General features: G+C 72.1%; 20 protein-coding genes and 1 pseudogene. 12 read left to right on the forward strand and 9 right to left on the reverse strand.

The window, feature by feature from the left end; genetic code table 11:
* Nucleotides 1–83: 83 nt before the first annotated feature.
* The 4 genes from trpB to lgt all read left to right on the forward strand — a co-directional run bounded on the left by trpB (nt 84) and on the right by lgt (nt 4,140).
* Nucleotides 84–1,367, forward strand: coding sequence for a tryptophan synthase subunit beta (gene trpB / locus AB0I52_RS02970; protein ID WP_363068324.1), 1,284 nt, complete (start codon nt 84–86; stop codon nt 1,365–1,367).
* Complete coding sequence (trpA, locus tag AB0I52_RS02975) at nt 1,364–2,176, forward strand: tryptophan synthase subunit alpha (RefSeq protein WP_363068326.1); 813 nt, start codon at nt 1,364–1,366, stop codon at nt 2,174–2,176. Before trpB ends, trpA begins: the two co-directional genes overlap by 4 nt.
* 75 nt (nt 2,177–2,251) lie before the next feature.
* Nucleotides 2,252–3,079 carry a thioredoxin domain-containing protein gene (locus AB0I52_RS02980; protein ID WP_363068328.1) on the forward strand — a complete coding sequence of 276 codons (828 nt, stop codon included), beginning with the start codon at nt 2,252–2,254 and terminating at the stop codon, nt 3,077–3,079.
* Between the two features lie 98 nt (nt 3,080–3,177).
* Entirely contained in the window at nt 3,178–4,140 is a 963-nt protein-coding gene (gene lgt, locus AB0I52_RS02985; RefSeq protein WP_363068330.1) for a prolipoprotein diacylglyceryl transferase, read from the forward strand.
* 231 nt (nt 4,141–4,371) lie between these two features.
* On the opposite strand, the gene AB0I52_RS02990 is transcribed toward lgt, so the two are convergent.
* The 7 genes and pseudogenes from AB0I52_RS02990 to AB0I52_RS03020 all read right to left on the reverse strand — a co-directional run bounded on the left by AB0I52_RS02990 (nt 4,372) and on the right by AB0I52_RS03020 (nt 11,528).
* Complete coding sequence (locus tag AB0I52_RS02990; RefSeq protein WP_363068332.1) at nt 4,372–5,199, reverse strand: CoA ester lyase; 828 nt, start codon at nt 5,197–5,199, stop codon at nt 4,372–4,374.
* Nucleotides 5,196–6,395 carry a CoA transferase gene (locus AB0I52_RS02995; RefSeq protein ID WP_363068334.1) on the reverse strand — a complete coding sequence of 400 codons (1,200 nt, stop codon included), beginning with the start codon at nt 6,393–6,395 and terminating at the stop codon, nt 5,196–5,198. The genes AB0I52_RS02990 and AB0I52_RS02995 overlap by 4 nt, the downstream gene beginning before the upstream one ends.
* Nucleotides 6,396–6,466: 71 nt before the next feature.
* Nucleotides 6,467–6,619 (reverse strand): annotated as a pseudogene (locus tag AB0I52_RS03000) (PfkB family carbohydrate kinase); the annotation flags it as partial.
* Nucleotides 6,616–7,998: an ADP-ribosylglycohydrolase family protein gene (locus AB0I52_RS03005; protein WP_363068336.1), complete on the reverse strand. Its 1,383-nt coding sequence runs from the start codon at nt 7,996–7,998 to the stop codon at nt 6,616–6,618. The gene AB0I52_RS03005 and the pseudogene AB0I52_RS03000, both read right to left, overlap by 4 nt.
* On the reverse strand, nt 7,995–9,197 hold the full coding sequence (locus AB0I52_RS03010; protein ID WP_363068338.1) for an ADP-ribosylglycohydrolase family protein: 1,203 nt from the start codon (nt 9,195–9,197) through the stop codon (nt 7,995–7,997). The genes AB0I52_RS03005 and AB0I52_RS03010 overlap by 4 nt, the downstream gene beginning before the upstream one ends.
* Nucleotides 9,124–10,344 (reverse strand): ADP-ribosylglycohydrolase family protein, encoded by a 1,221-nt coding sequence (locus tag AB0I52_RS03015; RefSeq protein WP_363068340.1) that lies wholly within the window; start codon nt 10,342–10,344, stop codon nt 9,124–9,126. Before AB0I52_RS03015 ends, AB0I52_RS03010 begins: the two co-directional genes overlap by 74 nt.
* Nucleotides 10,341–11,528: an ADP-ribosylglycohydrolase family protein gene (locus AB0I52_RS03020; RefSeq protein ID WP_363068775.1), complete on the reverse strand. Its 1,188-nt coding sequence runs from the start codon at nt 11,526–11,528 to the stop codon at nt 10,341–10,343. The genes AB0I52_RS03015 and AB0I52_RS03020 overlap by 4 nt, the downstream gene beginning before the upstream one ends.
* Nucleotides 11,529–11,793: 265 nt before the next feature.
* Between AB0I52_RS03020 and AB0I52_RS03025 the strand changes: the two genes are divergently transcribed.
* The 3 genes from AB0I52_RS03025 (at nt 11,794) to AB0I52_RS03035 (ending at nt 19,026) form a co-directional block, all read left to right on the forward strand.
* The gene (locus tag AB0I52_RS03025) at nt 11,794–12,528 is read left to right on the forward strand and encodes a VIT1/CCC1 transporter family protein (protein WP_363068342.1); all 735 of its coding nucleotides are present in this window, start codon (nt 11,794–11,796) and stop codon (nt 12,526–12,528) included.
* A 419-nt stretch (nt 12,529–12,947) separates the two neighbouring features.
* A complete protein-coding gene (gene gltB, locus AB0I52_RS03030) occupies nt 12,948–17,507 on the forward strand; it encodes a glutamate synthase large subunit (protein ID WP_363068344.1) in 4,560 nt (1,519 codons plus the stop codon).
* The gene (locus AB0I52_RS03035) at nt 17,500–19,026 is read left to right on the forward strand and encodes a glutamate synthase subunit beta (RefSeq protein WP_363068346.1); all 1,527 of its coding nucleotides are present in this window, start codon (nt 17,500–17,502) and stop codon (nt 19,024–19,026) included. Before gltB ends, AB0I52_RS03035 begins: the two co-directional genes overlap by 8 nt.
* Before the next feature lie 119 nt (nt 19,027–19,145).
* On the opposite strand, the gene AB0I52_RS03040 is transcribed toward AB0I52_RS03035, so the two are convergent.
* On the reverse strand, nt 19,146–20,069 hold the full coding sequence (locus tag AB0I52_RS03040; RefSeq protein ID WP_363068348.1) for a rhomboid family intramembrane serine protease: 924 nt from the start codon (nt 20,067–20,069) through the stop codon (nt 19,146–19,148).
* 154 nt (nt 20,070–20,223) lie between these two features.
* Here AB0I52_RS03040 and AB0I52_RS03045 point away from each other — a divergent pair, with 154 nt between their 5' ends.
* The 5 genes from AB0I52_RS03045 to AB0I52_RS03065 all read left to right on the forward strand — a co-directional run bounded on the left by AB0I52_RS03045 (nt 20,224) and on the right by AB0I52_RS03065 (nt 24,438).
* Nucleotides 20,224–20,808 (forward strand): HutD family protein, encoded by a 585-nt coding sequence (locus AB0I52_RS03045; protein ID WP_363068350.1) that lies wholly within the window; start codon nt 20,224–20,226, stop codon nt 20,806–20,808.
* Nucleotides 20,809–20,913: 105 nt separating this feature from the next.
* A complete protein-coding gene (locus tag AB0I52_RS03050; RefSeq protein WP_363068352.1) occupies nt 20,914–21,420 on the forward strand; it encodes a pyridoxamine 5'-phosphate oxidase family protein in 507 nt (168 codons plus the stop codon).
* Nucleotides 21,421–21,488: 68 nt separating this feature from the next.
* A complete protein-coding gene (locus AB0I52_RS03055) occupies nt 21,489–22,100 on the forward strand; it encodes a TetR/AcrR family transcriptional regulator (protein WP_363068354.1) in 612 nt (203 codons plus the stop codon).
* Between the two features lie 299 nt (nt 22,101–22,399).
* The gene (locus AB0I52_RS03060; protein WP_015607926.1) at nt 22,400–22,603 is read left to right on the forward strand and encodes a cold-shock protein; all 204 of its coding nucleotides are present in this window, start codon (nt 22,400–22,402) and stop codon (nt 22,601–22,603) included.
* A 242-nt stretch (nt 22,604–22,845) separates the two neighbouring features.
* The gene (locus tag AB0I52_RS03065; protein WP_363068356.1) at nt 22,846–24,438 is read left to right on the forward strand and encodes a DEAD/DEAH box helicase; all 1,593 of its coding nucleotides are present in this window, start codon (nt 22,846–22,848) and stop codon (nt 24,436–24,438) included.
* Nucleotides 24,439–24,623: 185 nt separating this feature from the next.
* On the opposite strand, the gene AB0I52_RS03070 is transcribed toward AB0I52_RS03065, so the two are convergent.
* Nucleotides 24,624–25,595, reverse strand: coding sequence for an ankyrin repeat domain-containing protein (locus AB0I52_RS03070; protein ID WP_363068358.1), 972 nt, complete (start codon nt 25,593–25,595; stop codon nt 24,624–24,626).
* Nucleotides 25,596–25,608 lie beyond the last annotated feature (13 nt).

Below are 25,608 nucleotides of genomic sequence, written 5' to 3' on the forward strand. Positions count from 1 at the left end.
CCGGCCACGGCGGGGCTCCGCTCACGGCGCGACACGGTGAATCCACGCATCCACCCCATGCCATGTCGAGGAGCACACGTCGGATGTCATCTGACTTCTTCATTCCGGACCCGGAGGGTCTGATCCCCAGCGCCGAGGGATACTTCGGTGCGTACGGCGGAAAGTTCATCCCGGAGGCGCTCGTCGCCGCCGTGGACGAGGTCGCCGTCGAGTACGACAAGGCGAAGGCCGACCCGGCATTCGCGGCCGAGCTCAACGAGCTCATGGTCAACTACACCGGCCGGCCCAGCGCGCTGACCGAGGTGCCGCGCTTCGCCGAGCACGCCGGCGGCGCCCGGATCTTCCTCAAGCGCGAGGACCTCAACCACACCGGTTCGCACAAGATCAACAACGTACTGGGCCAGGCGCTGCTGACCCGGCGCATGGGCAAGACCCGGGTCATCGCCGAGACCGGGGCCGGCCAGCACGGCGTCGCCACCGCGACCGCCTGCGCCCTCTTCGGCCTCGAATGCACCATCTACATGGGTGAGATCGACACCGAGCGGCAGGCGCTGAACGTGGCGCGGATGCGGATGCTCGGCGCCGAGGTCATCGCCGTGAAGTCCGGCTCCCGCACGCTCAAGGACGCCATCAACGAGGCGTTCCGCGACTGGGTCGCCAACGTGGACCGCACGCACTACCTCTTCGGCACGGTCGCGGGCCCGCACCCCTTCCCCGCCATGGTCCGCGACTTCCACCGCGTCATCGGCGTCGAGGCCAGGCGGCAGATCCTGGAGCGGGCCGGCCGGCTGCCGGACGCCGCGGTCGCCTGTGTCGGCGGCGGCTCCAACGCCATCGGCCTCTTCCACGCCTTCATTCCGGACGCGGGCGTCCGCCTCATCGGCTGCGAGCCCGCCGGACACGGCGTGGAGACCGGCGAGCACGCGGCGACCCTGACCGCGGGCGAGCCCGGCATCCTGCACGGCTCGCGCAGTTACGTCCTCCAGGACGAGGAGGGCCAGATCACCGAGCCGTACTCCATCTCGGCCGGTCTGGACTACCCGGGCATCGGCCCGGAGCACGCGTACCTGAAGGACATCGGCCGCGGCGAGTACCGCGCGGTCACCGACGACGCGGCCATGCAGTCGCTGCGGCTGCTCTCCCGCACCGAGGGGATCATCCCCGCCATCGAGAGCGCGCACGCGCTGGCCGGCGCGCTGGAGGTCGGCAGGGAGCTCGGCAAGGACGGCCTGATCCTGGTCAACCTGTCCGGCCGCGGCGACAAGGACATGGACACGGCGGCCCGGTACTTCGGGCTGTACGAGGCCGACGCGACCGTCGAGGCGGACGCCGCCGGCAGCGCCGAGATCGAGGGGGACGTCAAGTGAGCGGCAACATCGAGCTGCTGAATTCCACCCTCGCCGCGGCGAGGGCCGAGGACCGGGCGGCGCTGATCGCGTACCTGCCCGCGGGCTTCCCGACCGTCGACGGCGGCATCGCGGCCGTCAAGGCAGTGGTGGCCGGCGGCGCCGACGTCGTCGAGGTGGGTCTGCCGCACAGCGACCCGGTCCTCGACGGCCCGGTCATCCAGACCGCCGACGACATCGCGCTGCGCGGCGGCGTGAAGATCGCCGACGTGATGCGCACGGTCCGCGAGGCGTACGAGGCGACCGGCGTCCCGATCCTGGTCATGACGTACTGGAACCCGATCGACCGGTACGGCGTCGAGCGCTTCACCGCCGAACTCGCCGAGGCGGGCGGCGCCGGGTGCATCCTGCCCGACCTGCCGGTCCAGGAGTCGGCCCTGTGGCGCGAGCACGCCGGCAAGCACGGTCTCGCGACCGTCTTCGTCGTCGCGCCCAGCAGCAAGGACGAGCGCCTCGCCACCATCACGGCGGCCGGTTCCGGCTTCGTCTACGCCGCTTCGCTGATGGGGGTCACCGGCACCCGCGTCTCGGTCGGCGAACAGGCCCAGGAGCTGGTGAGGCGCACCCGCGCCACCACCGACATCCCGGTCTGCGTCGGCCTCGGCGTCTCGAACGCCGGCCAGGCGGCGGAGGTCGCCGGCTTCGCCGACGGCGTCATCGTCGGCTCCGCCTTCGTCAAGCGGATGCTGGACGCTCCCGACGAGGCGGCCGGCCTGGCGGCCGTCCGCTCACTGGCGGCCGATCTGGCCGAAGGTGTTCGAAAGCGCTGATACCGGGCGTCACCCGAACGGGTGGACCTGGGACCGGGGAGGCACGAGAGTGCCTCCCCGGGTCGTTGCTGCGGTGTGAGCGAGAAGAACCCAGAGGGAAAAAGGGCCGCGCGAGACCGGCTGATCCAGCAGCGTGAGCAGGCGAAGGCGCGAGAGCGCCGCCGCCGCACGCTGATCGTCTCCACCGCGGTGGTGGGTGTCCTTGCGTTGGCCGCCGTCGTCGGCGTGATCGCCGCGAACAGCGGCGGCAAGGGCAGCAAGAACAAGGCATCGGGTCCCGCCGTCGCGCCGTCGGGCGCCACCGGCAAGGACAGCCTGGCCATCCAGGTGGGAGCGGACGACGCCCCGTCCACGCTCACGATCTGGGAGGACTTCCGCTGCCCGGTCTGCGCCCAGTTCGAGAACGCGTTCCGGGACACGATCCACCAGTTGGAGCGGAGCGGGCAGCTCAAGGTCGAATACCACCTCGCCACGCTGATCGACGGCAATCTCGGCGGCAGCGGCTCCCTCAAGGCCGCCAACGCGGCGGCCTGCGCCCAGGACGCGGGCAAGTTCTCCGCGTACCACGACATCCTGTACCGCAATCAGCCGCAGGAGACCGACGACGCCTTCGGCGACAACAGCAAGCTGATCGACCTGTCCAAGAAGGTCGACGGGCTCGACACGCCCGCCTTCCGCGGCTGCGTCGAGGACGGCACCCACGACAGCTGGGTCCAGAAGTCCAACACCGCGTTCCGGAAGGGCGGCTTCCCGGGCACGCCGACGGCACTGCTCAACGGTGAGTCGATCTTCCCCAAGAAGGGGAACGAACCCATCACCGTGGCCAACCTGAAGAAGTGGGTCGCCGAGGCCAACAAGGGCAAGCGGCCGGGCACGGTCACACCCGCCCCGTCGGGGTCCTGAACGGCGGAATCCTGGGGAATCGATGACCGGCTCGTTACCCAGCCGTTGTCGGGCGGGTTGCCGTACCTCCCGCCCGGCAAGGTAGCGTCGACCCTGTCATGGACCTTGCCTACATTCCCAGCCCGTCGACCGGCGTGATCGATCTCGGCCCGATCCCGCTTCGCGGCTACGCGTTCTGCATCATCATCGGTGTCTTCGTCGCCGTATGGCTCGGCAACAGGCGCTGGATCGCCCGAGGGGGCAGAGCCGGCACCGTTGCCGACATCGCCGTCTGGGCCGTTCCCTTCGGCCTGGTCGGCGGGAGGCTCTACCACGTCATCACCGACTACCAGCTGTACTTCAGCGACGGTGAGAACTGGGTCGACGCCTTCAAGATCTGGCAGGGCGGCCTGGGGATCTGGGGTGCGATCGCGTTCGGCGCGGTCGGTGCCTGGATCGGCTGCCGCCGCCGCGGCATCCCGCTGCCCGCCTGGGCCGACGCGCTCGCCCCCGGTATCGCCGTGGCCCAGGCCTGCGGCCGATGGGGCAACTGGTTCAACCAGGAGCTGTACGGCCGGGCGACCGACGTCCCGTGGGCGCTGAAGATCAGCGAGGGCCCCAACCGGGTGGCGGGCACGTACCACCCGACGTTCCTGTACGAGTCGCTCTGGTGCATCGGCGTGGCCCTCCTGGTGATCTGGGCGGACCGCCGGTTCAAGCTCGGTCACGGGCGGGCGTTCGCGCTGTACGTCGCGTCCTACTGCGCCGGTCGCGCGTGGATCGAGTACATGCGCGTCGACGAGGCCCACCACATCCTGGGCCTGCGGCTGAACGTATGGACCGCGCTGATCGTGTTCGTGCTGGCAGTGGTGTACTTCGTGATCTCGGCGAAGGTGCGGCCGGGGCGCGAGGAGATCGTCGAGCCGGGGGAGCCCGGGGAGCCGGAGGCTCCTGAGGCGGTGGACGCGGTGGACGCCGGAGGCGTCGAGGACGCGGAGTCGGGTGAGGCGGAGTCGGGTGAGGCTGCGGCCGAGTCCGACGCGTCGAAGACGAAGGATGCGACGGAGACGGCCAAGGGCTGACGCCGCCACAACGACAACGAGGGGCCGCCGAGCGATTCGGCGGCCCCTCGCCACGTTGTGCGCCGCGACCACCGTCGCGTGGTGTCCTCAATCGCCGGACGGGCTGGTTTTGCCGTCTGTGACCGGTTCCGTGCGGACCGTGGTGTCCTCAATCGCCGGACGGGCCTGGATGTGCCGCCTGGGCGGAAATCAAGCCCGTCCGGCGATTGAGGACAAGGGCGGGGTGCGGGGTCAGCCTCGGTCGGTCGTCGCCGTGCGCCCCGCCAGGGCAAGCGTGCGGTGGGCCGAGGCCACCACCGCCGCGTCCACGAAGCGGCCGTCCGGCAGGGCCAGCGCACCCGCCTCCGTCCGCGCCGCCTCGACGATCTCCTGCGCCGCCTCGATCTCCTGCGGCGTCGGCCGGAACGCCCGCTCGATCACCGGCAGCTGCCGGGGGTGGATCGCCGCCCGGCCGAGGAACCCCAGCGCCCGCCCATGGGCGCAGGACGCCCACAGACCGTCCAGGTCCCTGACGTCCGGGAACACCGACTGGGTGGGCGGGGCCAGCCCGGCCGCGCGGGCCGCGACCACCGTCCGGCTGCGCGACCAGTCGAGCCCCGTATCGTCCCGGACCCCCAGATCGGCCCGGAGATCCGCCTCGCCCAGGGCGATGGACCGCACCTGGGGGTGGGCGGCGGCGACCGAGTACGCGTGCTCGATGCCGAGCGCCGACTCCAGCAGCGGACAGAGCGCGACCCCCGGGGCCAGCGCCGCGATGTGATGGACGGACGCCGCGTGCGTGATCTTCGGCAGCCGCAGTTCGGCGAGGCCCGGCAATCCGGCCAGGGCCAGGACGTCGGCCTCGGTGTGGACCCGGACATGGACCGGCACCGCGCCGGCGTCCGCGGGTCCGGAGAGGAGCTCCGCGGTGGCGGCCCGTGCGTACTCCTTGCGGTCCGGGGCGACCGCGTCCTCCAGGTCCACGATCACCACGTCCGCCCCCGAATCGCGGGCTTTGCGCACCACGTCCGGCCGGTCCCCGGGGACGTACAGCCAGGTGAGGGGGATCGCCGGGGTCACAGGACCCGCTCCGCCCGCAGCGCCGAGATCTCCGGGCCGGTCAGTCCGAGCCCGGTGAGGATCTCCTCGGTGTCCGCCCCGTGCGGCCGCCCCGCCCAGCGGATCGCCCCCGGGGTGCCGGAGAGCCGGAACAGGACGTTCTGCATCCGCAGCGGGCCCAGCTCGGGGTCGTCGACCTCCGTGATGGAGTCCAGCGCGCGGTACTGCGGGTCCTCCATCACGTCGCGGATGTCATGGACGGGCGCGATGGCCGCCTCCGCCTTCTCGAACGCGGAGACCGCGTCGTCCCGGGTGTGCCGGGCGATCCAGTCGCCGACCGCCTCGTCGAGCTCCTCGCAGTGGTCGGCGCGGGTGGTGCCGGAGCCGAACCACGGCTCGTCGATCAGCTCCGCCCGTCCCACCAGGCGCATCACCCGCTCCGCGACGGACTGCGCGGAGGTGGAGACGGCCACCCACTGCCCGTCCGAGGTGCGGTACGTGTTGCGCGGGGCGTTGTTGCGCGAACGGTTGCCGGTGCGCGGCTGGACGTAACCGAGCTGGTCGTACCAGAGCGGCTGCGGGCCGAGCACCGTCAGGATCGGCTCGATGATCGCCAGGTCGACGACCTGCCCCTCACCGGTCCGCTCCCGCCCGGCCAGCGCGGTCATCACCGCGAACGCCGTGGCGATCGCCGCGATCGAGTCGGCGAGACCGAACGGCGGCAGCGTCGGCGGGCCGTCCGGCTCCCCGGTGATCGCCGCGAATCCGCTCATCGCCTCCGCGAGCGTGCCGAAGCCGGGCCGGTGCGCGTACGGGCCGAACTGGCCGAAACCGGTGACCCGGGCCAGTACCAGCCGGGGATTGACGGCGTGCAGTTCCTCCCAGCCAAGACCCCACCGCTCCAGCGTGCCCGGCCGGAAGTTCTCGATGATCACATCGGTGCCCGCGGCGAGCCGCAGCAGGATGTCGCGGCCACCGGGCCCGGACAGATCGAGGGTCATGGTGCGTTTGTTGCGGCCGAGCAGTTTCCACCACAGCCCGATGCCGTCCTTCGTGGGGCCGTGTCCCCGGGACGGGTCGGGCCGCCCCGGATGCTCGACCTTGATCACCTCGGCGCCGTAGTCACCGAGCATGGTGGCGCACAGGGGGCCCGCGAAGAGCGTGGCGAGGTCGATCACCCGGAGCCCGGTCAGCGGCGCAGCCGCCCGGCCGGTCACGCGGCGTCGATTTCGCTGCGGTACGGCATGGACGTCGAGGCGCCGGGTTTCTGTACGCAGAGCGCGGCGGCCGACGAGGCCCAGGCGACGGCCTGGTTGGCCCCCTTGCCGCCGGGCACGGTGCGGAACTCGCTTCCGGTGACGGTCTGTCCGAGTGCCGGAGCCCGGTCGACGTAGGCCACGAGATCCATGTTGGTGCTGCCGAGCACCGCGATACCGGTCATGGGCGGAGTGCCTCCTGCTGGGTGAGCCGGTGGGTCAGGTCGGCGAGCGTGTCGAAGCCGACCGAGTCGAAACCGGGGACGGACGTGGCGAGACGGTTCTTCAGCGGGGTGGTCCACCGGTCGGGCAGCGCCTCGGGCCGCCCGGCCAGCAGTCCGGCGAGCGAACCGGCGGTCGCCCCGTTGGAGTCGGTGTCCCAGCCGCCGGACACCGCGCGGCAGACCGAGCCGGTGAAATCACCGTCGGCGTGCGTGAGCGCGGCGGCGAGCAGAGCCGCGTTGGGCAGCACATGCACCCAGTGGTACCTGCCGTACGTGTCGTGGAGCCGGTCGACGACCGTGTCGAAGCCGGACGTGCCGCGGGCCGCCGCGACACCGTCCCGTACCGCCCGTGCGAACCGCGAGCGCGGTGGTACGACCCTGAGCCCGGCGGCCAGGCAGCCGTGCACATCGGCCTCGCCGCCGGCCGCCTCCGCGAGCGCCGCCGCGGTGAACATCGCGCCGTACACCCCGTTCCCGGTGTGCGTGAGGACCGCGTCCCGGTGCGCCTGCTCCGCCGCCGCGGCCGGGTCGCCGGGGTGCGTCCAGCCGTGCACATCGGCCCGGATCTGCGCGCCGATCCACTCCCGGAACGGATTGCGGTACCGGGCGGTGTCCGGCGGTTCGACGCCGTCCAGCAGATTGCGGTACGCGACGCGCTCGGCGGTGAACGTCCGGCCGGCCGGAAGCTCCTCCAGCCAGAGGCGGGCCAGGTCGGCGGTGGTGAACGACCGGCCGTACCGCTGGAGCAGAACCACGGTCAGCAGCGGGTGGTTGAGATCGTCGTCCTCCGGCATCCCGTCGATGTTCTCGGCGAGCGAGGTGGTCGCGGAGCGCCGGTTCCAGGGGTAGGTGGCCGACAGGCCCGGGGGCAGCCCCTTGGCGGTGAACCAGGTGGACAGCGGCCAGTTCCCGGTGGCGCGGGCCAGTGCGCGGATGCCCTCCAGTGGCAGCTTCTCGACCGGCTTGCCCAGCAGACAGCCGGCGGCGCGCCCCAGCCAGGCCGCGTGCAGCCGGTCGCGGCCCACGGCGGCCAGGTCCGTGCGGGGGCGCGGCCAGTGCGGGCAGGCGGCCCGGATCGCGTCCAGGCCGGTCGGCTCGTCCTGGGCCGACGGGGAATCCAGCAGCGCGAGTTCGTCCAGCAGCCGCCCGGCGACCGCGCGCAGTTCCGGCGGTGCGGGGGGCTCGGAGGCGCCCGCGCGTTCCGGGGCGGGCGAGCCGCCTGCCTCGTACCACCGGCGCTCGATGTCCCGGGCGTCGCGCCCGTCCTCGGCGGCCTGCCGCAACTCGTGCCCGACCAGGTCCTCGGGCTGCACCCAGGTGGCCCGCACCCTCGTGCTCACGCGGTGCCCGCCAGCGCGGCGAAGGCGGCCTCGTGGGCGCGGCGGCGGACCGTGTCGTGTGCGAACACCTCGCGGGCGACCTCCGTCAGGGTCCGGGCCGGGGCGTGCAGATCGAGGCGGCTGGCCCCGGCGACCGCGCTCACCCAGTCGGCGGGGATCGCCCCTTCGCCGTGCAGCGCGCCCGCGACGGCGCCGCTCATGGTGGCGATCGAGTCGCAGTCCCGCCCGTAGTTGACCGACCCCAGGACCGTGTGCCGGTAGTTCCCGTCCCCGACGAGCAGCATGCCGAGCGCGACGGGGAGTTCCTCGATGGCATGAAGCCGGGAGGGGCGGCGGGCGCCGAGCGAGGGGGCTCGGTAGTCGGGGCCGACGGTGTCGAAGGGGGCGACGGCCTCGCGCAGCGGGGCCAGGGCGGATTCGAAGTCCCGGTACCCGACGGCCGTTTCGCACACTGCCTCGATGGCGGCCCGGGTGCCGTCCTTGGCGAGCGACAGGCACGTCTCGACGACCGAGGCGGGCGTCGCCCCGGGCGTACAGGCCGCCGCGACGGCGGCGGCGAAGACGCCGGCCGCCTCCCTTCCGTACGAGGACTGGTGGGCGCCCGCGACGTCCAGGGCCTCGGCGTAAGCGGCCTGCGGATGGGCCGCGTTCACCAGGCCGACCGGGGCCATGTACATCGCCGCACCGCAGTTGACGATGTTGCCCGAGCCCGCCTCGCGCGGGTCGACATGGCCGTAGTGCAGCCGGGCGACGATCCACTTCTCCGCGAGGAAGATCCGCTGGAGCGGCAGCGCCTCGGCCTCCAGCTCCGGAATCCAGCGGGGGTTCGAGATCAGTTCGGGTACGAGGTGGTCGGCGACGGAGTACGCGTCGAGATGGCCGCGCACCTTCCCGTACACCCGGACCAGCGCATGGGTCATCAAGGTGTCGTCGGTGACGTGCCCGTCGCCCTTGTGGTACGGGGCGATCGGGCGGGCGGTGCGCCAGTCGTCGCCGTCCCAGGGGCCGACGACGCCGGTGATCCGCCCGCCGTGGCGGGCCGCGATCTGCTCGGGGGGCCGGCCCTCGACCGGACCGCCGAGCGCGTCACCGACGGCGGCGCCGACGAGCGCGCCCGCGATCCGTTCATCGAGGGTGAGCGCCGTGGGCGTCGTGGGCGGTGCGGACCTCGTGGGCGCCGGGGGCACTGTGGATGTCATGTCCGAATTGTCCACCCGGGAGTGCTGGTTCCGTGTCTGCCAGCAGCCCGGCGAGTTCCATCAGATCCGTGCCCGCGAAACGGGGCAGCGCGCACCCCGCCAGGGTGCGGCAGGCCTCGCGCCAGCCGTCGGGCACGGTGGCGATGCCGCCGAGCGCACCCGTCAGCGCACCGGCCAGGGCGGGCGCCGAATCGGCGACCCGGGACAGGCAGGCCGCGGACGGTACGGCCTGCGCGAGCTCGCCGCGGGCCGCGGTCGCCAGCGCGAGGGCGACCGGGACGGTCTCGGCCGCGGCGATCCCGTAGCTGTAGACGTGGTCGACGATCTGATGCTCCAGCACCGGTACGAGGGCGAAGGCGCCGGCCGTCTCGCCGGCGAAGTCGCGGGCGAGACGGACCGCGTGGGCGGCGTTGCGGGCGATCTCGGTGCCTTCGGGGAGCTGCGCGAGCGCGGCGTTCACCGCCGTGTCCACGTCCGCCCCGCCGAGCGCCGCGGCGATCGCGGCGGCCATCGCCCGCGCACCGTGCACCCCGTCGCCGTCCTGGGTGTAGCGCGCGTCGAACTCGGCGAGGTCGGCCGCCGCCGCCGGGTCGCCGGGGTGGACGACGGCCAGTACGGCGGCCCGCACACACGCCGCGTCGTCGAAGTAGTGCGGGTTGTCGTGGCCGGTGGCGGGCGGGCGCAGCCCGGCGGCCAGGTTGCCGAGCCCGGCCCGGACCGAGATCCGGGCCCGCAGCGGCAGGACCGCCGACTCGACCTCGGGTGCCCGTGCGGCGGCGGCGGCGACCTCGGCGGCCAGCGCGTTCCAGGCGACGTCCACCGCGGCCCGGATCCGGCGGCCGGGGGAGAGGCCGTGCAGCGGGGCCGCTGCCGAGGTCAGGACGGTCCCGGCCGCGAACGCCGCCCATTCGGCATCGTCGGACGGGCCGAGCCGCAGGGGTTCGGGCGGCTGGTTGAGGGCGATGGGGACGGGCAGTGTGGTGGTCGCGTTCTGCTCGGCGAAGGTGTCGAGCTCACGGGTGAGGCGCCGGGTCCACTCCGGCATCCGGGCCGCCCGGTGCCGCGCGGCCGGCCACCCCGCGGCGTCCCCGGCGGCCAGCCCGAGCAGCAGCCCCTCGATCCGGGCGCGGCGGACGGTGCCGGTCATGGGCGCACCGCCGGTGCGTCGGCGCGGATGTCCCGGTGGCCGGCGCTGTCGCCGACGGCTTCACCGGGAGGGGGAGCCCCGCCGCCGGGCCCGGGGGCCGGGTGCCCCTTCCGCTCGTCCGCCTCGGCCGGGGTGAGCAGCTCCGCGATGTCCAGGACGTGGTAGCCGCGCATCGACGGCAGGCAACTGCCCCGGACCGGGCCGATCGCCTCCGCCCAGGGGCGCGGAATGGCCGAGGCCCCGTGCAGCGCCCCGGCCAGGGCGCCCGCCACCGCGGCCGTGGTGTCGGCGTCGCGGCCCATGTTGACCGCGGTCAGCACCGCCGTACGGAAGTCGCCGCGCGCCGCGGCGAACGCCCCGAAGGCCAGCCCCACCGCCTCCGGCGCCAGGTCCGTCCACGGGTAGCCGCCGACGACCACGGCCGAGCGCACCGCGCGTTCCATCGTGAGCCGGTCGGGGTACGGGCGCCGGGCGGCCGTCACCGCGCGGCGCAGCGAACGCGCGGTCCAGGAGTCCATCGGCACGGCGGAGAGCGCGGCGGCGATCACGGAGGTGACCCCGGCTCCCGTCATCGCGGCCGCCACCCCGGCCGCCACCGCCTGGCCGCCGTAGATGCCCTCGCCCTCATGGCTGACCCGGCCGTCCACCGCGACCAGCCGGGCCGCCTCGGCGGGGCGGCCCGCCGCGAAGACGCCGAACGGTGCCGCCCGCATCGCCAGACCGTCGCTCCAGGCGTGCCGGTGCTGGGCGGAGATCGGGGCGGCCAGGCCCCGGCGCAGGTTCTCCAGGGTGCCGCGCTCGCTGAACCCGGCACCGCGGAACGGCCCCTCGTCCAGGTCCGCGATCCACAGCCGCCAGGCCCGCTCGACATGGCTGACGGTCAGCGCCGAACCGTGCCGGGCCAGCAGCAGCCCCGAGAAGATCGCGTACTCCGTGTCGTCGGTGCCCGCCGGGTCGTCGCTCACGAAGCCCTCGATGCGGCCCCAGCGGCGGCGGATCTCGGAGGGCCGCATGTTCTCCGCGGGTGCGCCCAGCGCGTCGCCGACCGCGAGGCCCAGCAACGAACCCCTGGCCCGGTCACCCGGACCGCCCCGGACCGTTTCGCCCGGGGCCGGCGCCCCGTGTGCCGCCGTCCGCGTGCCGTCCGTCCGCGGCGCTGCCGGATTTCCTGCGATCAGCTCCATCGCGTCGACCCTTCGCTCGTACCGAGCCAGTTCCCGTACCTGTGGGATCTGTGCCACGCGGAGCCACGACAGAGGCCGACAATCGCAACAAAAGGGCCACTCGGATGACGGTCTTCGGACAGCAAGGCAAGCCGTACCTACCTGGTCACAGACAGTGGTAAGTACGGCCTGCCTTGCTGGCGGGGGCCATTTTTCGTGCGTACTTTCGATGGTGTCGAGCGGGGCCGGAGCGGGGTGGACCCGCTGCCGGAGTAAGGGGAGAGCTGTGTCCATCATCGAGACCGACGCCGTACTGCACGAGGCGCACCGGGACAACCACACCCACCGGGATGTGAACGGTGGCTGGCTGCGGCCGGCGGTGTTCGGTGCCATGGACGGTCTCGTCTCGAACCTCGCCCTGATGACCGGTGTCGCGGGCGGCGCGGTCTCGCACCGGACGATCGTGATCACCGGACTGGCCGGACTGGCCGCGGGCGCCTTCTCCATGGCGGCCGGCGAGTACACCTCCGTCGCCTCGCAGCGCGAGCTGGTGGAAGCCGAACTCGACGTGGAGCGCCGGGAGTTGCGCAAGCACCCGCTGGACGAGGAGCGGGAGCTCGCCGAGCTCTACGAGTCCCGGGGGGTCGAGGCCGGCCTCGCCCGCGAGGTCGCCCGGCAGCTGTCGCGCGACCCGGAGCAGGCCCTGGAGATCCACGCCCGTGAGGAGCTCGGCATCGACCCGGGCGATCTGCCCTCGCCGCTCGTCGCCGCCGTGTCCTCGTTCGGCGCCTTCGCGCTGGGCGCCCTGCTGCCCCTGCTGCCGTACCTGTTCGGCGCGAGCGCGCTGTGGCCGGCCGTGCTGCTCGCCCTGATCGGCCTCTTCGGCTGCGGTGCGGTGGTGGCCCGGGTGACGGCCCGCAGCTGGTGGTTCAGCGGGCTGCGTCAGCTGGTGCTCGGCGGCACGGCGGCCGCGCTCACCTACGGTCTGGGCATGCTGTTCGGCGTCGCGGTCGGCGGCTGAGCCGCTCCGCGGGGCCGCCCCCGCGTTACGGGCCGGGACCGGAACATCGGTCCCGGCCCGTAACGTGTGCGCCACCTGTGTGACGTACGTCTTGGCACCCGCCGCTGGGCGGAACGGCCTGGCGCGACGTAAAATGAGACGCTATGCAGCGATACACATAAGTAGTCATTGCCCAGCTGTTTCGTTTTTGCCGCCGCCGGGCATGAGCTGTAGACACCGCAGGCAACGACGCCTGCTCTCTGCGGTCTCCCCGGGCGCCGATCCTCCGACTGCGACCCACTCCACCGCCATCGCGGTGTCCGTATGTTGGAACAAGCTATCCGCTTCTTGAGAAGCGTCATGTAATCTGCACGAAATTTCGCAGAGGGCCAACGTCGTCCCTCGGCAGTTCATATGCCACGACGACGACGGGAGAGCCGATGCGCACCGACGCCTGGTCGCCCATGGACGGTCGCCCCGCCCAGCAGGGGATGTACGACCCCCGCAACGAGCACGACGCCTGTGGTGTCGGATTCGTCGCCACTCTGACCGGTGTGGCCGGCCACGAGCTGGTGGAGCAGGCGCTGACCGTACTGCGCAATCTCGAACACCGCGGCGCCACCGGATCCGAGCCCGACTCCGGTGACGGCGCCGGAATCCTGCTCCAGGTACCGGACGCCTTCCTCCGCGCGGAGGTCCCCTTCGACCTCCCCGAGGCCGGTGCCTATGCCGTCGGCATCGCGTTCCTGCCCGCGGACGACTCCACGGAGGCCGTTCGGGGCCTGGAGAAGATCGCCGCCGAGGAGGGCCTGAAGGTCCTGGGCTGGCGCGACGTGCCGGTCACCCCCGGCATCCTCGGCAAGGGCGCCCGCGCCACCATGCCCGAGTTCCGTCAGCTCTTCGTCGCGGACGGCGAGAGCACCGGGATCGTCCTGGACCGCAAGGCCTTCGTGCTGCGCAAGCGCGCCGAGCGTGAGACCGGGGTCTACTTCCCGTCGCTCTCCGCCCGCACGGTCGTCTACAAGGGAATGCTCACCACCGGGCAGCTGGAGCCGTTCTTCCCGGACCTCTCCGACGACCGGTTCGCCACCACGGTCGCGCTGGTCCACTCGCGCTTCTCCACCAACACCTTCCCGAGCTGGCCGCTCGCCCACCCGTACCGCTTCGTCGCGCACAACGGCGAGATCAACACGGTCAAGGGCAACCGCAACTGGATGAAGGCCCGCGAGTCCCAGCTCGCCTCCGGCCTCTTCGGCACGGAGGGGCTGGACCGGATCTTCCCCGTCTGCACCCCGGACGCCTCCGACTCCGCCTCCTTCGACGAGGTCCTGGAGCTGCTCCACCTCGGCGGCCGCTCGCTGCCGCACTCGGTGCTGATGATGGTCCCCGAGGCGTGGGAGAACCACGGCTCCATGGACCCGGCCCGGCGCGCCTTCTACCAGTACCACGCCACGATGATGGAGCCCTGGGACGGCCCGGCCTGCGTCACCTTCACCGACGGCGTCCAGGTCGGCGCGGTCCTCGACCGCAACGGTCTGCGCCCCGGCCGCTACTGGGTCACCGACGACGGCCTCGTCGTGCTCTCCTCCGAGGTCGGCGTCCTGGACATCGACCCCGCCAAGGTCGTCCGCAAGGGCCGCCTGCAGCCCGGCAGGATGTTCCTCGTCGACACCGCCGAGCACCGCATCATCGAGGACGACGAGATCAAGGCGTCCCTCGCCGCCGAGCAGCCCTACCAGGAGTGGCTGGAGACCGGCGAGATCGAGCTGGAGCACCTCCCCGAGCGGGAGCACATCGTGCACACGCACGCCTCCGTCACCCGCCGCCAGCAGACCTTCGGCTACACCGAGGAAGAGCTCCGCGTCATCCTCGCCCCGATGGCCCGCACCGCCGGCGAGCCGCTCGGCTCCATGGGCACCGACTCGCCGATCGCCGCGCTGTCCGCCCGGCCCCGGCTGCTCTTCGACTACTTCACCCAGCTGTTCGCGCAGGTCACCAACCCGCCGCTGGACGCCATCCGCGAGGAGCTCGTCACCTCGCTGCGCTCCACGCTCGGCCCGGCCGGCAACATCCTGGAGCCGACCGCCGCCGCGTGCCGCAGCGTCACGCTGCCGTTCCCGGTGATCGACAACGACGAGCTGGCCAAGCTCATACACATCAACGCCGACGGCGACATGCCGGGCATGAAGGCCGCCACGCTCTCCGGTCTCTACCGGGTCGGCGGCGGCGGCGAGGCGCTGGCCGCGCGGATCGAGGAGATCTGCGCCGAGGTCGACGCCGCCATCGAGGACGGCGCCCGCCTGGTCGTCCTGTCCGACCGGCACTCCGACGCCGAGCACGCGCCGATCCCGTCGCTGCTGCTCACCTCGGCCGTCCACCACCACCTCATCCGCACCAAGCAGCGCACCCAGGTGGGCCTGCTGGTCGAGGCCGGTGACGTCCGCGAGGTCCACCACGTCGCGCTGCTGATCGGCTTCGGCGCCGCCGCGGTCAACCCGTACCTGGCCATGGAGTCCGTCGAGGACCTGGTCCGGGCCGGCACCTTCATCGAGGGCATCGAGGCAGAGCAGGCCATCCGCAACCTCATCCACGCCCTGGGCAAGGGCGTCCTGAAGGTGATGTCCAAGATGGGCATCTCCACCGTCGCCTCCTACCGCGGAGCCCAGGTCTTCGAGGCCGTCGGCCTGAACGAGGACTTCGTCGCCCAGTACTTCAACGGCACCGCCACCAAGATCGGCGGCGCCGGGCTCGACGTCGTCGCCAAGGAGGTCGCCGCCCGGCACGCCAAGGGCTACCCCGCCACCGGCATCTCCGCCTCGCACCGCGCGCTGGAGATCGGCGGCGAGTACCAGTGGCGCCGCGAGGGCGAACCGCACCTGTTCGACCCGGACACGGTCTTCCGCCTCCAGCACGCCACCCGCAACCGCCGCTACGACATCTTCAAGCAGTACACGGACCGGGTGAACGAGCAGTCCGAGCGGCTGATGACGCTCCGCGGCCTGTTCGGCTTCACCTCGGACCGCGAGGCGATCGACATCGAAGAGGTCGAGTCCGTCTCCGACCTCGTCAAGCGCTTCTCCACCGGCGCCATGTCCTACGGCTCGATCTCCCGCGAGGCGCACGAGACCCTCGCCATCGCCATGAACCAGCTGGGCGGCAAGTCCAACACCGGCGAGGGCGGTGAGGACGCCGACCGGCTCTACGACCCGGCGCGCCGCTCCTCCATCAAGCAGGTCGCCTCCGGCCGCTTCGGTGTCACCAGCGAGTACCTGGTCAACGCGGACGACATCCAGATCAAGATGGCGCAGGGCGCCAAGCCCGGCGAGGGCGGCCAGCTGCCCGGCCACAAGGTCTACCCGTGGGTCGCCAGGACCCGGCACTCCACCCCGGGCGTCGGCCTGATCTCCCCGCCGCCGCACCACGACATCTACTCCATCGAGGACCTGGCCCAGCTGATCCACGACCTCAAGAACGCCAACCCGGCGGCCCGCATCCACGTGAAGCTGGTCTCCGAGGTCGGCGTCGGCACGGTCGCCGCCGGTGTCTCCAAGGCACACGCGGACGTCGTCCTCATCTCCGGCCACGACGGCGGAACGGGCGCCTCCCCGCTCACCTCGCTCAAGCACGCGGGCGGGCCCTGGGAGCTCGGCCTCGCCGAGACCCAGCAGACGCTGCTGCTCAACGGACTGCGCGACCGCATCGTCGTGCAGACCGACGGCCAGCTCAAGACCGGCCGCGACGTCGTCATCGCCGCACTGCTGGGCGCCGAGGAGTTCGGTTTCGCGACCGCGCCGCTCGTCGTCTCCGGCTGCGTCATGATGCGCGTCTGCCACCTGGACACCTGCCCGGTCGGCATCGCCACCCAGAACCCGGTCCTGCGCGAGCGGTTCTCCGGCAAGGCCGAGTACATCGTCAACTTCTTCGAGTTCATCGCCCAGGAGGTCCGCGAGATCCTCGCCGAACTCGGCTTCCGTACGATCGAAGAGGCCGTCGGCCACGCCGAGCTGCTCGACACCGACCGTGCGATCACGCACTGGAAGGCCCAGGGCCTCGACCTCACCCCGCTGTTCCACGTCCCCGAGCTGGCCGACGGCGCCGTCCGCCACCAGATCGCCGAGCAGGACCACGGCCTGGCCAGGGCCCTCGACAACGAGCTGATCAAGCTCGCCGCCGACGCCCTGAAGGCCGACAGCGCCGAGACCGCCCAGCCGGTCCGCGCGCAGATCGCGATCCGCAACATCAACCGGACCGTCGGCACCATGCTCGGCCACCAGGTCACGAAGAAGTTCGGCGGTGCGGGCCTGCCCGAGGACACCATCGACATCACCTTCACCGGCTCAGCCGGCCAGTCCTTCGGCGCCTTCCTCCCCAGCGGTGTGACGCTGCGCCTGGAGGGCGACGCCAACGACTACGTCGGCAAGGGCCTCTCCGGCGGCCGCGTCATCGTCCGCCCGGACCGCGGCGCCGACCACCTCGCCGAGTACTCCACCATCGCGGGCAACACCATCGCCTACGGCGCCACCGGCGGCGAGCTGTTCCTGCGCGGCCGCACCGGCGAGCGGTTCTGCGTCCGCAACTCCGGCGCCACGGTCGTCTCGGAAGGCGTGGGCGACCACGGCTGCGAGTACATGACCGGCGGACACGCCGTCGTCCTCGGCGAGACCGGACGCAACTTCGCGGCCGGCATGTCGGGCGGCGTCGCGTACGTCATCGACCTCGAGCGCGACCACGTCAACGTCGGGAACCTCGGCGCGGTCGAGGAGCTCTCCGACGCCGACAGGCAGTGGCTGCACGACGTCGTGCGCCGCCACCGGGAGGAGACCGGATCCACGGTCGCCGAGAAGCTCCTCGCCGAGTGGGAGACCTCGGTGGCCCGCTTCAGCAAGATCATCCCGTCCACCTACAAGGCAGTGCTCGCCGCCAAGGACGCCGCTGAGCTCGCCGGTCTCTCCGAGCAGGAGACCACCGAGAAGATGATGGAGGCGGCGACCAATGGCTGACCCCAAGGGCTTCCTGACCACCGGCCGCGAGGTCGCCGAGACCCGCCCCGTCGGCGAGCGCGTCAAGGACTGGAACGAGGTCTACGTTCCCGGCTCGCTGCTCCCGATCATCAGCAAGCAGGCCGGCCGCTGCATGGACTGCGGCATCCCGTTCTGCCACCAGGGCTGCCCGCTCGGAAACCTCATCCCCGAGTGGAACGACTACGCCTACCGCGAGGACTGGACGGCCGCGTCCGAGCGGCTGCACGCCACCAACAACTTCCCGGAGTTCACCGGGCGGCTCTGCCCCGCCCCGTGCGAGTCGGCGTGCGTGCTCGGCATCAACCAGCCGGCCGTCACCATCAAGAACGTCGAAGTCTCCATCATCGACCAGGCGTGGGACCGCGGCGACGTCACCCCGCAGCCGCCCGAGCGCCTCTCCGGCAAGACCGTGGCCGTCATCGGCTCCGGACCCGCCGGACTCGCCGCCGCCCAGCAGCTGACCCGGGCCGGCCACACGGTCGCCGTCTACGAGCGCGCGGACCGCATCGGGGGCCTCCTGCGGTACGGCATCCCCGAGTTCAAGATGGAGAAGTCGCACATCAACCGCCGCATCGAGCAGATGCGCGCGGAGGGCACCAAGTTCCGCACCGAGGTGGAGGTCGGCACGGACGTCGACGCCGCCAAGCTGCGCCGCCGCTACGACGCCGTCGTCATCGCCGCCGGTGCCACCGTCTCCCGCGACCTTCCCGTCCCGGGCCGCGAGCTGAACGGTGTGCACTTCGCGATGGAGTACCTGCCGCTCGCCAACAAGGTGCAGGAGGGCGACCTGACGGTCTCCCCGATCACCGCCGAGGGCAAGCACGTCGTCGTCATCGGCGGCGGCGACACCGGCGCGGACTGCGTAGGCACCGCCCACCGGCAGGGCGCGCTCTCCGTCACCCAGCTGGAGATCATGCCCAGGCCGGGCGAGGACCGGAACGCCAACCAGCCCTGGCCGACCTTCCCGATGCTCTACAAGGTCACCTCCGCGCACGAGGAGACCGAGGTTCTGGCGGGCCTCAAGGAGGGCGCTGAGCCGGGGCAGGGCCCCTCCTCGCCGAAGGCGGGCGAGGGACGGATCTACTCCGTGTCCACCACCCACTTCGAGGGCGACGAGGAAGGCAACGTCCAGTCGCTCCACCTCATCGAGGTGGAGTTCAAGGACGGCAAGCCGGCGCAGAAGCCCGGCACCGAGCGGACGATCCCCGCCCAGCTGGTCACCCTCGCCATGGGCTTCACCGGCACCGACCAGGCCAACGGCCTCGTCCAGCAGTTCGGCCTGGACCTCGACGCACGGGGTAATGTTGCCCGCGACGACGACTACGCCACCAACGTCAACGGCGTCTTCGTCGCCGGTGACGCCGGCCGAGGCCAGTCCCTCATCGTGTGGGCCATCGCCGAGGGCCGCTCCGCGGCACGCGGCGTGGACCGCTTCCTCACCGGGGCCAGCGCACTGCCGGCCCCGATCCGCCCGACGGACCGTTCCATGACGGTCTGATCACGGCACACCAGACGTCCCGTACAACGGCGTACGGAACTGAACGCGGCGCCTGCCCGTCCCCGACCGGACGATTCGGCAGGCGCCGTGGCGCGTCCCGGGGCAGGCGCACCGCGGGCTCAGCCCGTCAGCGCCGACGTCTTGAGGACCACCAGCAGCATCAGCACGGCGAACAGCACCACGCACCCGGCGGCCTGGACCGCCGTACGGCGCTCCGCCGGGGCGTACGCGTAGACGACCGTCACGAACGCACCGGTCAGCAGCCCGCCCAGATGCCCCTGCCACGAGGTGAAGCCCGCCGAGATCACCATCCAGACCAGGAACCCGGCGAGGAACCTGTTCACGGCCTGCATGTCCCGGCCCAGCCGCCGGTTGATGACGTAGAACGCCGCCGCGAGTCCGAAGATCGCACCCGAGGCGCCCACCGCCGTGTCCAGCGGCGCGATCAGGTACACCAGCACCGAACCGCCCAGCGCGGACAGCAGGTACAGCGCGAGGTAGCGGACCCGCCCCAGCTGCTCCTCGACGACCCGGCCCAGGTTCCACAGCGCGTACATGTTGAAGGCGATGTGCAGCACCCCGAACGGCACCGAGCCGAGGGCGGAATCGCCGGGCGGCAGATGCAGGAAGGCACTGGTCAGCAGCCGGTACCACTCGCCGTCCACCACCCCGATCACCTGGAGGCCGGGGAAACCGCCGGTCACGTAGACGTACTGGCTGCCGTCCGGACCGGCCAGCCCCGCACCCGTCATCCCGAACCGGTCGACGATCCCCGGGCGCACCAGCTCGCCCAGATACACCAGGATGTTCAGGCCCATCAGCACATAGGTGACGAGCGGCACGGTGCTCCGGGCCACCGTCCCGCCGAAGACCGTCCGCGCCTGCCGGACCGAACGCCGGCCCTCCTTCACGCACTCCACGCAGTGGTGGCCGACCGCGGCCTCGCGCATGCAGTCCGGGCAGATGAAGCGTTCACAGCGGGTACAGCTCACATACGTCTCGTACGAGGCATGGCGATAGCACGTGGTGATGGCGGCCTCCATGGCCGGCTCCTTCATCGGTGAACGGGGCGAGAGCGGCCGGTGGGGGGCGGCGGCGATCAAGATAGCGAACCCCCGGGGAGCACGGACCGGCAGGGCTTACGCACCAGGTCGTTAGGCTCGACGTCCCCGACCCCGTCGAGACTGGAGCATCCGCATGACCTCCGAGGCGTTCAGGATCCTGCGCGCGGCCGGCCGGGTGCCGGCGCCCTGGAAGAACGGCGGGGGCGTCACCCGCGAGATCGCCGCGTCCCCCGGCGCGGCGGCCGGCGCCTTCGACTGGCGGGTCAGCCTGGCGGACGTGACCGACGACGGGCCGTTCTCCGTGTTCCCCGGCGTCGACCGCACCCTGACCGTGGTCGAGGGCGCCGGGATGGACCTCATGGTGGACGGGGAGCACCACATCGTCGACGAGCCGTACTGGCCCCACGACTTCCCGGGCGACGTGGGGACCGGTGGACGGCTGCTGGCGGGCCCGGTCGTCAACCTCAACGTGATGTACCGCAGGGACCGTACGCGGGCCGAGGTGGCGGTCGTACGCGGCACCCTGCGGCTGATGGCGCCCGAGGGCGGGACGGCGCTGGCCGTGGCACTGGAGGACGGCGCCGTCATCGACGGTACGGACACCGGACTCGGCCGCTACGACGCGGTGCTGCTGCACGGCCGGACGCCGTGCGTGCTGCGGACGCAGGGATACGCGGCGCTGATCACACTGACGGGACAGGGGCCGGTCAGCCGGTAGGGGACGGCGCAAGACGGTTTCCGGACGGGATCCGAACGGGTGGTCCGCGACAGCCGAGGAGGAAACCGGACAGGAGATGTCGGGATTACGGAGTTCGATGAACCCATGACATCGAACTCCTGGGCAGATTTCCGAACCGCGGAGCCGGACTTCGCCGACACCGTGCGACAGCGCTTCCAGCAGTACAGGCACCACGTCCTGGCGACCCTCCGCAAGGACGGCTCGCCCCGGGTGACCGGCCTCGAAGTGGAGTTCCGGCTGGGCGAGCCGTTCCTCGGCATGATGCCGAACTCCCGCAAGGCGCTGGACCTGCGCCGCGACCCCCGCTTCGCCGTGCAGGCCAACCCCGGCCCCGACGCCGAGATGGCCGACGGGGACGTCCGGATCTCCGGGCGGGCGGTGGAGGTGACCGACCCCGCCGTGCTGGCCCGCTTCATCGACGAGGTGAAGCCGCCGGAGCCCTTCCACCTGTTCCGGATGGAGCTGACCGAGGTGGTGCGCACCGGCATCGAGGGCGGCGACACCCTGGTCATCCAGGTCTGGCGCCCCGGCCGCCCGCTGCGCTCCTTCCGCAGGGGCAACGACGAGGGCTCCCTGGCCGAGACCTCCTGACGGCCCCGGCGGGGCGCCCCCGCGGCCCGTACGGCGGCGGGGGAGGCGGCCGGGCGGAGAATGGGCGGGTGCCTACCAAGAAGAAGCCACAGGCGACGCCTTCCCCCGAGCGGCGCGGCGAACTGCTCGCCACCGCCGCCGAGGTGTTCGCCGCGCAGGGATACAACGCCACGACCGTCCGCCGGATCGCGGACGCGGCCGGAATGCTCGCGGGCAGCCTCTACTACCACTTCGATTCCAAGGAATCGATGGTCGACGAGATCCTCTCCACCTTCCTGAACGAGCTCTGGGAGGGGTACGACGCCGTGCTCGGTGCCGGCCTCGGCCCCAGGGAGACCATCGAGGCTCTCGTCACCGAGTCCTTCCGCGAGATCGACCGGCACCGTGCCGCCGTCGCCATCTACCAGAAGGAGTCCCAGCACCTGGCGGCCCAGCCGAGGTTCCAGTACCTCGTCGACTCCCAGCAGAAGTTCGAGAAGGCCTGGCTCGGCACCCTGGAGCGCGGCGTCGCCGACCGGGTCTTCCGCGCCGACCTCGACATCCGCCTCACCTACCGGTTCGTCCGCGACACCGTCTGGGTCGCCGCCTCCTGGTACCGGCCGGGCGGACAGCACAGCCCCGAGGAGATCGCCCGCCAGTACCTGTCGATGGTCCTGGAAGGGATCGCCCTGCGCGACTGAGGCGATCCCGTTCAGGACCCGTCTCCGACGATCTTTCGAACGGCTCCGACCCGTACGCCCCAAGGGTTCACTCGGACAACAGCCGGCCGGCGGCGTGGCGTGTCCCACCGCCGGTCGGCAGATTGTGCTACGGTGATCCGGTTGCAGTTTTGGTACCCATGAACTTTATGTGCGCCTGACGGGAATGCTTCCTCAGGCGCTTTATTGTTTTCCGGCTTTCTCCGGGTGGGGCTCAATGCGGCGACTTGGAATTCGTAAAGTGCGGATTTCCGGCACTGCACCTGTTTTAGGAGAATGACATGGCTACTGGAACCGTGAAGTGGTTCAACTCGGAAAAGGGCTTCGGCTTCATCGAGCAGGACGGCGGCGGCGCTGACGTCTTCGCCCACTACTCCAACATCGCCACCCAGGGCTTCCGTGAGCTCCAGGAGGGCCAGAAGGTCTCCTTCGACGTCACGCAGGGCCAGAAGGGCCCGCAGGCGGAGAACATCGTCCCGGCCTAATTGCCGGACGCGTACCTCGCAGCCGGGGCCCGCACCGTGAAGGTGCGGGCCCCGGCTTGTGCTGTCCCTGGGAAGTACGGAAGTTCCGGGCGCCTCCGAGCGCCCCGCACCGGGTGCGACGAAGCACCCCGGGTGTTCCGGGCCCCCGCGCACCGCGTGCCGCAGTCCGCATTCCGCGCAGGCCCCGGCAAGTCCCAGCATTCCCACGTAGTTCCCAGGAATCCCCAGGAGGGCAATTCCGTATGACCCGCTCCGAACGTCAGGACCGTCCCGTCCGCAATCGCCCGTCGAGGGGGCGTGGCACGGCCCAGGCAAAGGCAACCGCACAGGGTTCCGGCAAGGGATCCGGCAAGGCGTCGCCGCGTCGCAAGGCAACGCCGCCGCAGGGTGAGTTCGCCCTGCCCGAAACCATGACCCCCGCACTGCCCGCCGTCGAGGCGTTCGCCGAGCTGGACATGCCCGCCGCCCTGCTGAAAACCCTTGCCGCGCAGGGCGTCACCGACCCGTTCCCGATCCAGGGCGCCACCCTGCCGAACTCGCTCGCCGGCCGGGACATCCTCGGCCGCGGCCGCACCGGCTCCGGCAAGACCCTCGCCTTCGGCCTCGCGCTGCTGGCCCGTACCGCCGGACGCCGCTCCGAGCCGAAGGCGCCGCTCGTCCTCGTCCTCGTCCCGACCCGTGAGCTCGCCCAGCAGGTCACCGACGCACTGACGCCGTACGCGACGTCCGTCAACCTGCGGATGGCGACCGTCGTCGGCGGGATGTCGATCAGCAAGCAGTCGGGCACCCTGCGCCGCGGCGCCGAGGTGCTCGTCGCCACGCCGGGCCGGCTCAAGGACCTCATCGAGCGCGGCGACTGCCGCCTCGACCAGGTCGCCATCACCGTCCTCGACGAGGCCGACCAGATGGCCGACATGGGCTTCATGCCGCAGGTCGTCGCCCTGCTCAAGCAGGTCGAGCCGGACGGGCAGCGGATGCTCTTCTCCGCGACCCTGGACAAGAACATCGACCGGCTGGTCAAGATGTTCCTGACCGACCCCGTCGTGCACTCGGTCGACCCGTCCGCCGGCGCGGTCACCACCATGGAGCACCACGTGCTCCATGTGCTCGACGAGACCGACAAGAAGGCCGTCGCGACGAAGATCGCCGCCCGCGAGGGCCGGGTGATCATGTTCGTCGACACCAAGCGTGCCGCCGACCGCTTCGCCAAGCGGCTGCTCGCCAGCGGTGTACGGGCTGCCGCCCTGCACGGCGGCCGCTCTCAGCCGCAGCGCAACCGGACCCTGGACCAGTTCAAGAACGGCCAGGTCACCGCGCTCGTCGCGACGAACGTGGCGGCGCGCGGCATCCATGTCGACGACCTCGACCTGGTCGTCAACGTGGACCCGCCCACCGACCACAAGGACTACCTCCACCGCGGCGGGCGCACCGCGCGCGCCGGGGAGTCCGGCAGCGTCGTCACGCTGGTGCTGCCCGAGGAGAAGCGGGAGATGACCCGGCTGATGCAGGACGCGGGCATCGCGCCGCGCACCACCCGGATCAAGTCCAGCGACGAGGAGCTCACCCGGATCACCGGGGCGCGCGAGCCGTCGGGCGTCGCCATCGTCGTCGAGGTCCCGCAGCCGACCCAGCCGAAGCCGCGCACGCGGCCCGGCGGCACGGGGTCCGGCGCGGGCGCCGGTGGCGGGTTCCGCTCGGGCACGCGGGGGCGTGGCCGACGCGGCGGCGGTGCGGGGGGTGCCGGCGGCGCCGGTGCGCAGGGCGCGGGCCGCTCCGGCGGCTCCGGCGGCTCCGGCCGTGGTGGTGCGCCCGCGCGTGGTCGTCGCGCGGCGTAGCCGATACGTTTCAGCCCGCCCGGAGCTTCCGGGCGGTGCACGCATGCACATTCCAGCCCGTCCGGCGTTCGAGGACGGAGCGTCAGCCGGGTTCGCCCGAGCGCCGCTCCCGTCCTGGGACGTGTCCGCGAAGTCCCGTCCGGCGGGGCTCCGCGGACACGACCCGGAACGCCGGACGGGCTTGTTCATGCCCCGGGGCGCCCGAGTCGCGCCAGGACATCCGCGCCGAACGCCCGACGCAGGGGATCACCCGCCGCGCACCACGCGGCCGCCACCTGCCGGGTCTCCTCGCCGCCGCGCTCGCGCAGCGCCTCCGCCGACGCGTGCCAGTTGTCCAGGTCCGGGCTCCCGCACCGCAGCGCCCGCCGCGCCAGCTCCTCGAACGAGGCCAGGAGCCCCAGCTCGCTCTCCAGGAGCGTGGCGATCGCACCGTGCCCCGTCTGCTGGTCCCGGCCCGCGAACGGCTCGCCGTTCCGCATCAGTTCGACGGTCAGCGTCTCTCCGCCGTCGACGACGGCACGGTGCACCGAGACCTGGTGCGCGTCCGAGTCCCCGTAGGCGTCCAGCAGTCCGCCGCGCAGCTCCCGCTCCAGGTCCACGTCCAGCATGCGGCGCGTCTCGACGAGTGCCTCCTCCAGCGCCCCGTCCGGTGCTCCCGCGCCGTGGCGCAGCAGCGCCCGTACCGTCTCCAGGGAGCCCCGACGGGCGGCCAGGAGGAGGGGGGCCTCGCCTTCCGGCCCCGGCAGGCAGGGGTCGGCGCCGTGGGCGAGCAGCGTCCGCGCGGTCCGCGCGTGGCCGAGCCCCACCGCCCAGCGCAGCGCCGTGAACCCGAACTGCTCACGCAGATCCGGCCGGGCCCCGGCGGACAGCAGCGCCTCCACCACCTCGGTGTGACCGCCGCACGCCGCCCCGCAGATCGGCAGATCGCCCGACTCCGGCCCGCAGGCCCGGTCCGGATCGGCGCCCGCGGCGAGGAGCAGCCGCACCACGCCCGGCCGGTCCGAGACCGCCGCCAGGTAGAGCGGGCTCGCGCCGTCCTCGTCGGACGACTCGGCGGGCGCACCGGCGCGGAGCAGCCGTACGACGGCGTCCTCGCCCTCGTACAGCGCGTCGAACAGGCTCAGCCCGTCCGCCACCGCCATCGGGTCTTCTGTCACATTTCGACTGTAA

The sequence above is a fragment of the Streptomyces sp. NPDC050423 genome (assembly GCF_040655445.1).
GTDB lineage: Bacteria > Actinomycetota > Actinomycetes > Streptomycetales > Streptomycetaceae > Streptomyces.

Excerpts from the sequence above, each read along its gene's own strand:
- AB0I52_RS03015 (WP_363068340.1), bottom strand. The coding sequence starts at position 10,344 with ATGACCGGCACCGTCCGCCGCGCCCGGATCGAGGGGCTGCTGCTCGGG.
- gltB (WP_363068344.1), top strand. The coding sequence starts at position 12,948 with ATGCGCACCGACGCCTGGTCGCCCATGGACGGTCGCCCCGCCCAGCAG.
- AB0I52_RS03045 (WP_363068350.1), top strand. The coding sequence starts at position 20,224 with ATGACCTCCGAGGCGTTCAGGATCCTGCGCGCGGCCGGCCGGGTGCCG.
- AB0I52_RS03050 (WP_363068352.1), top strand. The coding sequence starts at position 20,914 with ATGACATCGAACTCCTGGGCAGATTTCCGAACCGCGGAGCCGGACTTC.
- lgt (WP_363068330.1), top strand. The coding sequence starts at position 3,178 with ATGGACCTTGCCTACATTCCCAGCCCGTCGACCGGCGTGATCGATCTC.
- AB0I52_RS03020 (WP_363068775.1), bottom strand. The coding sequence starts at position 11,528 with ATGGAGCTGATCGCAGGAAATCCGGCAGCGCCGCGGACGGACGGCACG.
- AB0I52_RS03010 (WP_363068338.1), bottom strand. The coding sequence starts at position 9,197 with ATGACATCCACAGTGCCCCCGGCGCCCACGAGGTCCGCACCGCCCACG.
- AB0I52_RS03065 (WP_363068356.1), top strand. The coding sequence starts at position 22,846 with ATGACCCGCTCCGAACGTCAGGACCGTCCCGTCCGCAATCGCCCGTCG.
- AB0I52_RS03035 (WP_363068346.1), top strand. The coding sequence starts at position 17,500 with ATGGCTGACCCCAAGGGCTTCCTGACCACCGGCCGCGAGGTCGCCGAG.
- AB0I52_RS03040 (WP_363068348.1), bottom strand. The coding sequence starts at position 20,069 with ATGGAGGCCGCCATCACCACGTGCTATCGCCATGCCTCGTACGAGACG.
- AB0I52_RS03060 (WP_015607926.1), top strand. The coding sequence starts at position 22,400 with ATGGCTACTGGAACCGTGAAGTGGTTCAACTCGGAAAAGGGCTTCGGC.
- trpB (WP_363068324.1), top strand. The coding sequence starts at position 84 with ATGTCATCTGACTTCTTCATTCCGGACCCGGAGGGTCTGATCCCCAGC.